The organism is Prevotella sp. P5-108 (assembly GCF_002251385.1).
Classification (GTDB): Bacteria; Bacteroidota; Bacteroidia; order Bacteroidales; family Bacteroidaceae; genus Prevotella.
On sequence record NZ_NPJJ01000028.1, the window covers coordinates 62580 to 73081 of the forward strand.

A 10502-nucleotide genomic window follows, 5' to 3' on the forward strand; every position below is an offset into this window, starting at 1 on the left:
TCTTCCGCATTCTCTGAAATATCTTACCAGCTTGCTTTCTTTACTCCAGGTATGAGACCCTGAGAAGCCATTTCGCGGAACTGGATACGAGAGATACCGAACTGGCGGATATAACCCTTTGGACGACCAGTAATCTTGCAACGGTTGTGCAGGCGAATTGGATTAGCGTTCTTGGGAATAGACTGAAGTTTACGAGCAGCCTCATAAGCCTCTGCGATATCGTCAGTGGTCGCAATAATTTTCTTCAGAGCAGCACGCTTTTCAGCATAGCGAGCTACCAATTTTGCGCGCTTAACCTCGCGGGCCTTCATTGATTCTTTTGCCATATCTATTAATCGTTTTTAGCATTCTTGAATGGGAGACCGAAAGCTTTGAGCAGAGCATAACCTTCTTCATCTGTGCTTGCAGAAGTTACGAAAGTAATGTTCATACCCTGGATGCGATCTACCTGATCAATATTGATTTCAGGGAAGATAATCTGCTCTGAAACGCCGAGAGTATAGTTACCACGACCGTCAAACTTGCTTTCGATACCCTTGAAGTCACGGATACGGGGAAGAGCTACACGGATAAGTTTCTCGAGGAACTCATACATGCGCTCACGACGCAATGTTACCATGACACCGATAGGCATCTTCTTACGCAGCTTGAAGTTTGCGATATCCTTCTTAGAATATGTAGCAACAGCCTTCTGACCGGTAATGGCTGAAATCTCATTAATGGCTACATCAATGATTTTCTTATCCTGTGTAGCGTCACCGAGACCCTGGTTAATAACGATTTTCTTCAGGACAGGAATTTGCATTGCTGAAGAATAGTTGAACTGCTTCTGGAGAGCAGGTGCTATAGTCTCATTATAGACTTTCTTTAACTGTGCTGTATCCATTACTTAATTACCTCCCCTGATTTTTTAGCGATACGGATTACGTTCTTGCCTTCGTGCTTGATGGCAACACGAGTAGCCTTACCACTCTTTGGATCTATCAAACTCAAATTTGAGATATGAATAGGTGCTTCTTGTTTTACAATACCGCCTTGTGGGTTCTTTGCAGAAGGCTTTGTACTCTTAGATACAATATTGACGCCCTCAACGATGGCACGGTTATCGCTAACCATTACCTTGAGCACCTTACCGGTTTTGCCCTTGTCACGTCCGGCAAGAACAACAACCATATCGTCTTTTCTAATATGTAACTTAGTCATTGATTACTAATTTTAAAAATTAAAGAACCTCAGGTGCCAAAGAAACAACCTTCATATTTACGGCACGGAGCTCACGAGCAACAGGACCGAAGATACGGCTTCCACGGAGCTCACCAGCATTGTTGAGCAACACACAAGCGTTGTCATCAAAGCGTATATATGAACCGTCGGCACGACGAATTTCCTTTTTTGTGCGAACGATCAAAGCCTTAGATACCGCTCCCTTTTTCAAATCACTTGAAGGTACAACGTTCTTGACAGCAACGACAATCACGTCACCAACACTGGCATAACGGCGGCGTGTACCACCGAGGACACGAATACACAGAGCCTCGCGTGCACCACTGTTATCACATACTGTAAGTCTTGATTCTGCCTGTATCATAATTACTTAGCTTTTTCAACGATTTGTACTAATCTCCATCTCTTTGTCTTAGACAGAGGACGAGTCTCCATGATCTGTACTGTATCACCTACATTAGCCTCATTGTTCTCGTCATGTGCATGGTACTTCTTCGTCTTCTGAACGAATTTACCATAAATAGGGTGCATCTCCTTAAACTTAGCTGCAATAACAATGGTTTTATCCATTTTGTTGCTGATAACGACACCCTGTCTTACTTTTCTTAAATTTCTTGTTTCCATCTGGACCATTGTTATTTATTAAGTTCTCTCTGACGAAGCACTGTCTTCATGCGTGCGATATCACGACGTGCAGCCTTAATCTGTGATGGATTTTCAAGAGGAGTAACACTATGGTTGAGCTTCATCTGGTGAAGTGCAGCCTCTGCATTCTCCAATTTCTCGCGCAGATCCTTGTCGGCGAGTTCTTTTACTTCATTAATCTTCATAGCTTAAGCGTTTTTGTCGTAATCACGTCTTACAATAAATTTTGTCTTAACGGGGAGCTTCTGAGCTGCGAGGCGCAGAGCCTCTTTAGCAATGTCGAAAGATACTCCCTCTACTTCAAAGAGGACACGGCCAGGTGTTACAGGTGCAACCCATCCTGCGGGATCACCCTTACCCTTACCCATACGTACGTCAGCAGGCTTACGTGTAATAGGTTTGTCGGGGAAAATGCGGATCCAAACTTGACCCTGACGGTTCATGTGACGGTTTACTGCCACACGAGCTGCTTCTATCTGTCGGCTGTCAATCCATTTAGCCTCAAGTGTCTTGATACCAAATGAGCCGAAAGCCAGCTGTGTACCACGGTGAGCGTTGCCTTTGTTGCCACGTCCATCTTGTGGTCTTCTATATTTTACTCTTTTAGGCTGTAACATGATAACTTCTTCTTTTAACGGTTATTGTTTCTTCTACGATTACCGCGACCACGTCCGCCGTTGTTTGAGCGACCGGCATTCTGCTTCTCCTGAGTGAAGTTAGGAGTAAGGTCACGCTTTCCGTAAACCTCACCACGGCAAATCCACACTTTGATACCGAGAAGACCTACCTTGGTAAGTGCTTCTGCCTGGCAGTAATCGATATCGGCACGGAATGTGTGCAGAGGAGTACGTCCCTCTTTGTACATTTCCTTACGTGCCATTTCAGCACCATTCAGACGGCCACAGATTTGAATCTTGACACCCTCGGCACCAGCACGCATTGTATTCTGAATAGCCATCTTGATAGCACGGCGGTATGCAACCTTACCTTCTACCTGGCGAGCGATGTTATTGCCTACAATTGTAGCATCCAGATCGGGCTTCTTAACTTCAAATATGTTAATCTGAATATCCTTCTTATAGAGTTTCTTCAACTCTTCCTTCAGTTTGTCAACATCTTGACCACCTTTACCAATGACGAGACCCGGACGGGCTGTGCAAATAGTGATGGTGACGAGCTTCAGTGTACGCTCGATGACAATCTTAGATACGTTAGCCTTAGCCAGACGCTCATTGAGATATTTACGGATTTTACGGTCTTCGACCAGGTTGTCTCCGAAATTCTTGCCACCAAACCAATTTGATTCCCAACCACGGATAATACCCAGTCGGTTGCTTATCGGATTTACTTTCTGTCCCATTCTATTTATTATTTTTCGTCGTTAGTTTTGGCATCAACAAACAAAGTTACATGATTAGAACGCTTACGGATTCTGTAACCACGACCCTGTGGTGCAGGTCTCATACGCTTCATTGTAACGCCTTCGTCTACGAAGACCTTACTGATATAAAGCTCTCCGTCTTCAGCCTTGCGTTCGTTCTTATTCTCCCAGTTAGCGATAGCTGAGCGCAGCAGTTTCTCAACATCTGCGGCAGCCTGCTTTTTAGAGAATCGTAATACGCCGAGTGCGCGGTTTACCTCCATGCCACGAACCATATCTACGACATAGCGCATCTTACGTGGTGATGAGGGCACGCCATTCAGCTTAGCGAAATACAAATTTTTGCGAGCAGCCTTAAGCTTTTCAGCTGCTTCATGTTTTCTTGCTCCCATTAGTTATGTTATTTACTTTAAAATGGTTTGCCTAATTTACTTTCTATTACCAGAGTGACCACCAAAGCGACGTGTGAGAGAGAATTCTCCAAGCTTATGGCCTACCATGTTCTCGGTAATGTAAACAGGGATAAATTTATTTCCGTTGTGAACAGCAACAGTATGCCCTACGAAATCGGGTGATATCATTGATGCTCTGGCCCAAGTCTTTACGACGGTCTTCTTACCGCTTTCGTTCATAGCAAGAATCTTCTTCTCGAGCGATACGTTGATATATGGACCTTTTTTAAGAGAACGACTCATAATTTACTCTTTATTTTTTATTAGCTCTTTCGATAATATACTTGTTAGAATGCTTCTTAGGTGCACGTGTCTTCAGACCCTTAGCGTAGAGACCCTTACGTGAACGTGGGTGACCACCAGACTGACGGCCTTCACCACCACCCATTGGGTGATCATGGGGGTTCATAACAACACCACGGTTGTGAGGACGGCGACCCAACCAGCGTGAGCGACCAGCCTTACCAGACTGCTCGAGAGCGTGGTCAGAGTTTCCAACACTTCCTACTGTAGCCTTACAAGCAGAGAGAATCTTACGAGTCTCGCCTGAAGGGAGCTTAATAACACAATAACTGCCCTCACGAGAAGTCAACTGAGCAAAATTACCAGCCGAACGAACGAGCAGAGCACCCTGACCAGGACGCAGCTCTAGGTTGTGAACTACTGTACCTACAGGAATGTTAGCCAAAGGAAGAGCATTACCGATTTCAGGAGCAGCGTCTGCGCCTGACATTACGGTAGCGCCTACCTTGAGTCCGTTAGGAGCAACAATGTAACGCTTTTCACCATCAGCGTAATACAGCAATGCTATACGTGCAGATCTGTTAGGATCATACTCGATAGACTTTACAACTGCTGGAACACCATCTTTCTCACGTTTGAAGTCGATAAGACGATACTTCTTCTTGTGACCACCGCCCATATAGCGGACAGTCATTTTACCGGTGTTGTTACGACCACCGGTAGAACGCTTACCGTAAACGAGAGACTTCTCTGGCACGGATGCAGTAATCTCTTCGAACGTGCCAATAACTTTGTGTCTTTGTCCCGGTGTAACGGGATTAAATTTACGTACTGCCATTTTCTATTTAGATATTGCTATAAAAATCAATTGTATCGCCTTCTTTCAAAGTAACGATAGCTTTCTTGAACGAGTTCTTCTGTCCCTTAACCAAGCCAGCCTTGGTGTAACGGGCAGAACGCTTGCCAGCATAAACTGCTGTGTTTACATCTACAACAGTAACATTGTACAGACTCTCGACTTCAGCCTTAATTTGGAGTTTATTAGCCTCAGGACGAACTACGAAGCCGAAACGATTCGACATCTTCTCTGTAATGTTGTTCATCTTCTCAGTAACCAATGGTTTGATAATAAATGCCATATTCTAATTCTCCTTATTTCATTAAGATTTCGTCGATAACCTTGAGAGAATTCTCAGTTACTACCAGCACGTCTGCGTTCAAAACTTTGTAAGTATTTACTGCAGAAGCGAGGATAACTTCAGAGCCCTTCAAATTACGAGCCGACAAATATACGTTTTTATTGCTTTCTGGCAAAACAACGAGGGTCTTTTTGCCTTCAACTTTAAGATTTTTAGTAATATTTACAAAATCTTTAGTCTTGGGAGCCTCAAAAATGAAGTCTTCAACCACAACAACAGCATTCTCCTGTGCCTTATAAGACAGGGCTGATTTGCGAGCGAGTACCTTAACTTTCTTGTTCAACTTGAAACCGTAATCGCGAGGCTTGGGACCGAATACACGACCACCACCTACGAGTACAGGTGAGTTGATATCTCCACGGCGAGCACCACCGCCACCTTTCTGACGTCCAAGTTTACGAGTAGAACCGCTCATTTCGCTTCTTTCCTTTGACTTGGCTGTACCCTGACGCTGATTAGCAAGATACTGCTTTACATCAAGATAAAGAACGTGATCGTTAGGCTCAATTCCAAAGATAGCATCATTGAGAACTACCTTTCTTCCGGTCTCCTGACCGTTGATATTTAATACGCTAACTTCCATTTACTTCTCAATTAAAACGGTTGAACCATTGCATCCAGCGAAAGAGCCCTTAACGATAAGAAGGTTCTGTTCTGGAATTACCTTTAACACCTTAAGGTTCTGAGTTGTTACGCGGTCGCCACCCATCTGGCCACCCATGCGCATGCCCTTGAACACCTTTGCGGGGTAAGAACAAGCACCGATAGAACCGGGCTTACGAGCGCGGTCATCCTGACCGTGAGTAGACTGACCTACACCACCGAAACCATGGCGCTTAACAACACCCTGGAAACCTTTACCCTTAGAGGTACCGATTACGTCAACAAATTCGGCGTCATTGAACAACTCTACAGTGATAGTGTCACCGAGATTGTACTCCTCATCAAATTTGAACTCGGCCAAGTGCTTTTTTGGTGTTGTGCCGGCCTTCTTGAAGTGTCCCTGCAAAGGCATAGAAGTATTCTTCTCCTTAGCCTCAGCGAAACCCAACTGTACAGCCTTGTAACCATCCTTCTCTACGGTTTTAACCTGGGTTACAACACAAGGACCAGCTTCGATAACAGTGCACGGAATATTCTTACCGTCGGCACTGAAAACGGATGTCATTCCGATTTTTTTTCCTAATAATCCTGGCATTTCTTTAATGAATAAATAATTAAACTACAAATTAGACCTTAATCTCAACTTCTACACCACTGGGCAATTCAAGTTTCATCAGCGCATCAACTGTCTTGGCAGTTGAACTATAGATATCAATCAAGCGCTTGAAGTCAGAGAGCTGGAACTGCTCACGGGCTTTCTTGTTAACGAATGTACTGCGGTTAACAGTGTAAATGCGCTTGTGTGTTGGCAATGGAATAGGACCGCTGACGATGGCGCCGGTGGCCTTAACAGCCTTCACGATTTTCTCTGCTGACTTGTCAACCAACTGGTGGTCGTAAGACTTCAGCTTAATTCTGATTTTCTGACTCATTGTCTTTTACTTAATTAATATTAGTAATTGTAATAGGAGGAGAGATACGCTGCTTAAGAGTCATTCGCTAAGCAGCGTCTCTCTTCCTGTATTGATTTTGCTATTAGAGGAGCTCTGAGTGACCGTTCTGCTCATCCAGCACTGCCTTGGCAATGGCTGTTGATACAGGAGCGTGGTGATCATACTCCATAGAGCTTGTAGCACGACCAGAGGTGATGGTACGCAGAGCAGTTACATAACCGAACATTTCTGCCAGAGGAACCATAGCCTTAACCACGCGGGCACCGCTACGGCCTTCCTCCATACCCTGAACCATACCACGACGCTTGTTCAAGTCGCCGATTACATCACCCATGTTCTCTTCGGGAGTAACTACCTCGACTCTCATGATGGGCTCCATCAGTACGGGCTTAGCCTTAGGACAGAGAACCTTGAATGCCTGGTGAGCTACGAGCTCGAATGACAACTGGTCTGAGTCAACGGGGTGGAAGCTACCATCGGTAAGAGTAACCTTCATACCTGTCATGGGGAAGCCACCGAGAACACCGTTGGCGAGGCAGTCCTTGAATCCCTTCTCTACAGAGGGGATGAACTCCTTAGGAATGTTACCACCCTTAACCTCGTTGATGAACTGCAGGTCGCCATCCTTGTAGTCTTCGTCCTTAGGACCGATTGTAACATCGATACAAGCGAACTTACCACGACCACCACTCTGCTTCTTGTAAGTCTCACGGCTCTGGGCTGTGCCGATAATGGCCTCCTTGTAGTTAACCTGGGGCTTACCCTGGTTACATTCTACCTTGAACTCACGCTTCAGACGGTCGATGATGATGTCGAGGTGAAGCTCACCCATACCAGAGATAATGGTCTGACCACTCTGCTCGTCGGTACGAACGGTGAATGTGGGGTCTTCCTCAGCCAGCTTGGCAAGACCGTTGTCCAGCTTGGCAACATCGGCCTGGCTCTTGGGCTCTACAGCGATAGAGATCACGGTATCGGGGAAGGTCATAGACTCAAGAACGATGGGCTTAGACTCATCGCAGAGAGTATCACCAGTACGGATATCCTTGAAGCCTACACCTGCACCGATATCACCGGCGTCGATTGACTCCATTGGGATTTCCTTGTTAGAGTTCATCTGGAACAGACGGCTGATACGCTCCTTCTTGCCTGAGCGGGGGTTGTACACGTAAGAACCGGCAACAACCTTACCAGAGTAGACACGGAAGAATACCAGACGGCCCATGAATGGGTCAGTGGCAATCTTGAATGCCAAAGCCGATGTAGGCTCGTCCTCAGAAGGCTTGCGATCCTCCTCTTCCTCAGTATCGGGGTTGGCACCCACGATAGCCTCTGTATCCAGAGGTGAGGGAAGGAATGCACAAGTATAGTCAAGCAGAGGCTGTACACCCTTGTTCTTGTAAGAAGAACCGAGCAACATAGGAGTAATCTCCATAGCGATGGTACCCTTACGGATAGCGGCGATAAGCTGCTCTTCAGAAATCTCAGCACCTTCGAGATACTTCTCCATCAGGTCGTCGTCGAAGTTGGCAGCATTCTCTACCATCTTCTCTCTCCACTCATTGGCCTCGTCAACGAGGTCAGCGGGGATATCCTCAATATCGTATTCAGCGCCCATAGTCTCATCGTGCCACAGGATAGCCTTCATCTTGATAAGGTCAACGAGACCCTTGAAGTTTTCCTCTGCACCGATTGGAATCTGGATAGGACAGGGGTTGGCACCCAGGATGTCCTTCATCTGCTGTACGGTCTCGAAGAAGTCGGCACCCGAACGGTCCATCTTGTTCACATAACCGATACGGGGTACATTGTACTTGTCGGCCTGACGCCATACAGTCTCAGACTGTGGCTGAACGCCATCGGCTGCTGAATAAGTAGCGATAGCACCATCGAGAACGCGGAGTGAGCGCTCTACCTCTGCGGTGAAGTCAACGTGTCCGGGAGTATCGATAAGGTTTATCTTGTACTGCTTGTTGTTCCAAGTCCAGTTACAAGTGGTGGCAGCAGAGGTGATAGTGATACCACGCTCCTGCTCCTGTGCCATCCAGTCCATTGTTGCAGCACCGTCGTGCACCTCACCAATCTTGTGGGTCTTACCGGTGTAGAACAGGATACGCTCAGATGTAGTCGTCTTACCGGCATCGATGTGTGCCATAATACCGATATTACGAGTCAAATGTAAATCGCGGTTTGCCATTTTCTTTTATTCCTTATATATATGTAATGATTAGAATCTGAAGTGAGCGAATGCGCGGTTAGCCTCAGCCATACGGTGCATGTCTTCCTTACGCTTGTAAGCGCCACCCTGATTGTTGAATGCGTCCATAATCTCTGCAGCGAGCTTGTCTGCCATGGTCTTACCACCACGCTTGCGAGCGAAAGCGATAAGGTTCTTCATAGAGATGCTCTCCTTGCGGTCAGGACGGATTTCGGTAGGAACCTGGAAAGTGGCACCACCGATACGACGGCTCTTTACTTCTACCTGGGGAGTGATATTGTCGAGGGCCTGCTTCCAAATCTCCAGGGGAGACTTCTCTTCATTAGCCATCTTCTCCTTTACGACATCAAGAGACTTGTAGAAAATTTCGTATGAAGCATTCTTCTTGCCATCATACATCAAGTGGTTCACGAACTTAGAGACCTTCTGGTCGTTGAACACGGGATCCGGAAGAATCACGCGCTTCTTTGGTTTTGCTTTTCTCATTGCTTTTGTTAAATTAATATTCTGCGGAGGCTGCTCATTTGTTCTTCAACGCCAGCTCTCTGGCATTTACTCAACCTTGACTTATTCTCCAGCAAAACGATTATAATGTTTCTTTTGTTTTACACGCCGCAAGTCCTCAGGCTTCTCCGCCTGTGAACTTTCGGCATATACATCTTCGGGCTATTACTTCTTAGCCTTAGGACGCTTTGCACCATACTTAGAACGGCGCTGTGTACGGTTTGCGACACCTGCGGTATCCAAAGTACCACGAACGATGTGATAACGTACACCGGGGAGGTCCTTAACACGACCACCACGTACCAGTACGATAGAGTGCTCCTGCAGGTTGTGGCCCTCTCCTGGGATGTAAGAGTTCACTTCCTTCTGGTTTGTCAAACGCACACGGGCAACTTTTCTCATTGCCGAATTAGGCTTCTTAGGTGTTGTAGTATAGACACGAACGCATACACCACGACGCTGGGGACAATTGTCCAACGCGGGAGACTTGCTCTTATCTACCAACACGTTTCTGCCTTTTCTTACCAATTGTTGAATTGTAGGCATAGTTTTACTTTTTTAATTTATATATTTATTTTTGTTATTATCAATCGATTGCGACGGTATTTATGATGCCGTTTCGGGCTGCAAAGTTACATATTTTCTATCAAACCACCTAATTATACATATTATAAAGCGCTTCCAGATAGTAAAATTTAACAGTTAGTTGTGTTTTTTATATATTTTTCACCGCCGAAATCATCTCGAGCACGCCCTTGATGGTCATTTTTGTTACAAAAACAAGCTGCCCGCGCAGGGAAATGACCTCCCTTGCGCTGACTGTGTGCGCACACATTGCCACAACCCACTATACGCCCCGGTTCTGCGCCTTTGAGCATCGGTTTTTGCCCTTTCCAAACCTGACATCCAACCCTCCATCTGCCCTACCCCATGCCTCGCTGGTGGTGGAGGTGAGCTTGTTTTTGGCGAAGCGGGCTGGCCGTGGGTCTTGGCGAGCATGGGCACGTCGCGCCACTCGTCGGCATACTGCTGCAGCTGGTCAATGACTTCTTCTACCTGGGGGCAGAAGACCTCGTTGAG

Annotated in this window: 18 protein-coding genes; all 18 read right to left on the bottom strand. The window is 46.2% G+C overall.

Features of this window, described 5'->3' with window-relative positions:
• Nucleotides 1-23: 23 nt before the first annotated feature.
• The gene (gene rpsN, locus CIK95_RS05020; RefSeq protein ID WP_022311352.1) at nucleotides 24-326 is read right to left on the bottom strand and encodes a 30S ribosomal protein S14; all 303 of its coding nucleotides are present in this window, start codon (nucleotides 324-326) and stop codon (nucleotides 24-26) included.
• Between the two features lie 5 nt (nucleotides 327-331).
• A complete protein-coding gene (gene rplE, locus CIK95_RS05025; RefSeq protein ID WP_022311351.1) occupies nucleotides 332-886 on the bottom strand; it encodes a 50S ribosomal protein L5 in 555 nt (184 codons plus the stop codon).
• A complete protein-coding gene (gene rplX, locus CIK95_RS05030) occupies nucleotides 886-1203 on the bottom strand; it encodes a 50S ribosomal protein L24 (protein WP_022311350.1) in 318 nt (105 codons plus the stop codon). The genes rplE and rplX overlap by 1 nt, the downstream gene beginning before the upstream one ends.
• 19 nt (nucleotides 1204-1222) lie before the next feature.
• Nucleotides 1223-1588 carry a 50S ribosomal protein L14 gene (gene rplN, locus CIK95_RS05035; RefSeq protein ID WP_022311349.1) on the bottom strand — a complete coding sequence of 122 codons (366 nt, stop codon included), beginning with the start codon at nucleotides 1586-1588 and terminating at the stop codon, nucleotides 1223-1225.
• Nucleotides 1589-1590: 2 nt separating this feature from the next.
• Complete coding sequence (gene rpsQ, locus CIK95_RS05040) at nucleotides 1591-1857, bottom strand: 30S ribosomal protein S17 (RefSeq protein WP_094386829.1); 267 nt, start codon at nucleotides 1855-1857, stop codon at nucleotides 1591-1593.
• A gap of 2 nt (nucleotides 1858-1859) precedes the next feature.
• Nucleotides 1860-2054, bottom strand: coding sequence for a 50S ribosomal protein L29 (gene rpmC, locus CIK95_RS05045; protein ID WP_022311347.1), 195 nt, complete (start codon nucleotides 2052-2054; stop codon nucleotides 1860-1862).
• Between the two features lie 3 nt (nucleotides 2055-2057).
• Entirely contained in the window at nucleotides 2058-2486 is a 429-nt protein-coding gene (gene rplP, locus CIK95_RS05050) for a 50S ribosomal protein L16 (protein WP_022311346.1), read from the bottom strand.
• A 14-nt stretch (nucleotides 2487-2500) separates the two neighbouring features.
• Nucleotides 2501-3229 carry a 30S ribosomal protein S3 gene (rpsC, locus tag CIK95_RS05055; protein ID WP_022311345.1) on the bottom strand — a complete coding sequence of 243 codons (729 nt, stop codon included), beginning with the start codon at nucleotides 3227-3229 and terminating at the stop codon, nucleotides 2501-2503.
• A gap of 8 nt (nucleotides 3230-3237) precedes the next feature.
• Nucleotides 3238-3642 carry a 50S ribosomal protein L22 gene (gene rplV / locus CIK95_RS05060; RefSeq protein WP_022311344.1) on the bottom strand — a complete coding sequence of 135 codons (405 nt, stop codon included), beginning with the start codon at nucleotides 3640-3642 and terminating at the stop codon, nucleotides 3238-3240.
• A gap of 36 nt (nucleotides 3643-3678) precedes the next feature.
• Nucleotides 3679-3945 (bottom strand): 30S ribosomal protein S19, encoded by a 267-nt coding sequence (gene rpsS, locus CIK95_RS05065; protein ID WP_022311343.1) that lies wholly within the window; start codon nucleotides 3943-3945, stop codon nucleotides 3679-3681.
• Nucleotides 3946-3955: 10 nt separating this feature from the next.
• Nucleotides 3956-4783: a 50S ribosomal protein L2 gene (gene rplB / locus CIK95_RS05070; protein WP_022311342.1), complete on the bottom strand. Its 828-nt coding sequence runs from the start codon at nucleotides 4781-4783 to the stop codon at nucleotides 3956-3958.
• A gap of 7 nt (nucleotides 4784-4790) precedes the next feature.
• Nucleotides 4791-5084, bottom strand: coding sequence for a 50S ribosomal protein L23 (gene rplW, locus CIK95_RS05075; RefSeq protein ID WP_022311341.1), 294 nt, complete (start codon nucleotides 5082-5084; stop codon nucleotides 4791-4793).
• A gap of 13 nt (nucleotides 5085-5097) precedes the next feature.
• Nucleotides 5098-5727: a 50S ribosomal protein L4 gene (rplD, locus tag CIK95_RS05080; RefSeq protein ID WP_094466447.1), complete on the bottom strand. Its 630-nt coding sequence runs from the start codon at nucleotides 5725-5727 to the stop codon at nucleotides 5098-5100.
• Nucleotides 5728-6342 (bottom strand): 50S ribosomal protein L3, encoded by a 615-nt coding sequence (gene rplC, locus CIK95_RS05085; protein ID WP_094386827.1) that lies wholly within the window; start codon nucleotides 6340-6342, stop codon nucleotides 5728-5730.
• Nucleotides 6343-6373: 31 nt separating this feature from the next.
• Nucleotides 6374-6679 carry a 30S ribosomal protein S10 gene (rpsJ, locus tag CIK95_RS05090; protein WP_022311338.1) on the bottom strand — a complete coding sequence of 102 codons (306 nt, stop codon included), beginning with the start codon at nucleotides 6677-6679 and terminating at the stop codon, nucleotides 6374-6376.
• A 103-nt stretch (nucleotides 6680-6782) separates the two neighbouring features.
• Nucleotides 6783-8897, bottom strand: coding sequence for an elongation factor G (gene fusA, locus CIK95_RS05095; RefSeq protein ID WP_022311337.1), 2115 nt, complete (start codon nucleotides 8895-8897; stop codon nucleotides 6783-6785).
• Between the two features lie 30 nt (nucleotides 8898-8927).
• The gene (gene rpsG, locus CIK95_RS05100) at nucleotides 8928-9404 is read right to left on the bottom strand and encodes a 30S ribosomal protein S7 (protein ID WP_022311336.1); all 477 of its coding nucleotides are present in this window, start codon (nucleotides 9402-9404) and stop codon (nucleotides 8928-8930) included.
• Nucleotides 9405-9587: 183 nt separating this feature from the next.
• On the bottom strand, nucleotides 9588-9968 hold the full coding sequence (gene rpsL / locus CIK95_RS05105; protein WP_022311335.1) for a 30S ribosomal protein S12: 381 nt from the start codon (nucleotides 9966-9968) through the stop codon (nucleotides 9588-9590).
• Nucleotides 9969-10502 lie beyond the last annotated feature (534 nt).

What these genes read in the sequence shown, in the direction of transcription:
- rplN (WP_022311349.1), bottom strand. Translation starts at nt 1,588, where the DNA reads ATGATACAGGCAGAATCAAGACTTACAGTATGTGATAACAGTGGTGCA.
- rpsG (WP_022311336.1), bottom strand. Translation starts at nt 9,404, where the DNA reads ATGAGAAAAGCAAAACCAAAGAAGCGCGTGATTCTTCCGGATCCCGTG.
- rpsC (WP_022311345.1), bottom strand. Translation starts at nt 3,229, where the DNA reads ATGGGACAGAAAGTAAATCCGATAAGCAACCGACTGGGTATTATCCGT.
- rplC (WP_094386827.1), bottom strand. Translation starts at nt 6,342, where the DNA reads ATGCCAGGATTATTAGGAAAAAAAATCGGAATGACATCCGTTTTCAGT.
- rplV (WP_022311344.1), bottom strand. Translation starts at nt 3,642, where the DNA reads ATGGGAGCAAGAAAACATGAAGCAGCTGAAAAGCTTAAGGCTGCTCGC.
- rpsN (WP_022311352.1), bottom strand. Translation starts at nt 326, where the DNA reads ATGGCAAAAGAATCAATGAAGGCCCGCGAGGTTAAGCGCGCAAAATTG.
- rplE (WP_022311351.1), bottom strand. Translation starts at nt 886, where the DNA reads ATGGATACAGCACAGTTAAAGAAAGTCTATAATGAGACTATAGCACCT.
- rplB (WP_022311342.1), bottom strand. Translation starts at nt 4,783, where the DNA reads ATGGCAGTACGTAAATTTAATCCCGTTACACCGGGACAAAGACACAAA.
- rpmC (WP_022311347.1), bottom strand. Translation starts at nt 2,054, where the DNA reads ATGAAGATTAATGAAGTAAAAGAACTCGCCGACAAGGATCTGCGCGAG.
- fusA (WP_022311337.1), bottom strand. Translation starts at nt 8,897, where the DNA reads ATGGCAAACCGCGATTTACATTTGACTCGTAATATCGGTATTATGGCA.
- rplX (WP_022311350.1), bottom strand. Translation starts at nt 1,203, where the DNA reads ATGACTAAGTTACATATTAGAAAAGACGATATGGTTGTTGTTCTTGCC.
- rpsQ (WP_094386829.1), bottom strand. Translation starts at nt 1,857, where the DNA reads ATGGTCCAGATGGAAACAAGAAATTTAAGAAAAGTAAGACAGGGTGTC.
- rpsL (WP_022311335.1), bottom strand. Translation starts at nt 9,968, where the DNA reads ATGCCTACAATTCAACAATTGGTAAGAAAAGGCAGAAACGTGTTGGTA.
- rpsS (WP_022311343.1), bottom strand. Translation starts at nt 3,945, where the DNA reads ATGAGTCGTTCTCTTAAAAAAGGTCCATATATCAACGTATCGCTCGAG.
- rpsJ (WP_022311338.1), bottom strand. Translation starts at nt 6,679, where the DNA reads ATGAGTCAGAAAATCAGAATTAAGCTGAAGTCTTACGACCACCAGTTG.
- rplP (WP_022311346.1), bottom strand. Translation starts at nt 2,486, where the DNA reads ATGTTACAGCCTAAAAGAGTAAAATATAGAAGACCACAAGATGGACGT.
- rplW (WP_022311341.1), bottom strand. Translation starts at nt 5,084, where the DNA reads ATGGCATTTATTATCAAACCATTGGTTACTGAGAAGATGAACAACATT.
- rplD (WP_094466447.1), bottom strand. Translation starts at nt 5,727, where the DNA reads ATGGAAGTTAGCGTATTAAATATCAACGGTCAGGAGACCGGAAGAAAG.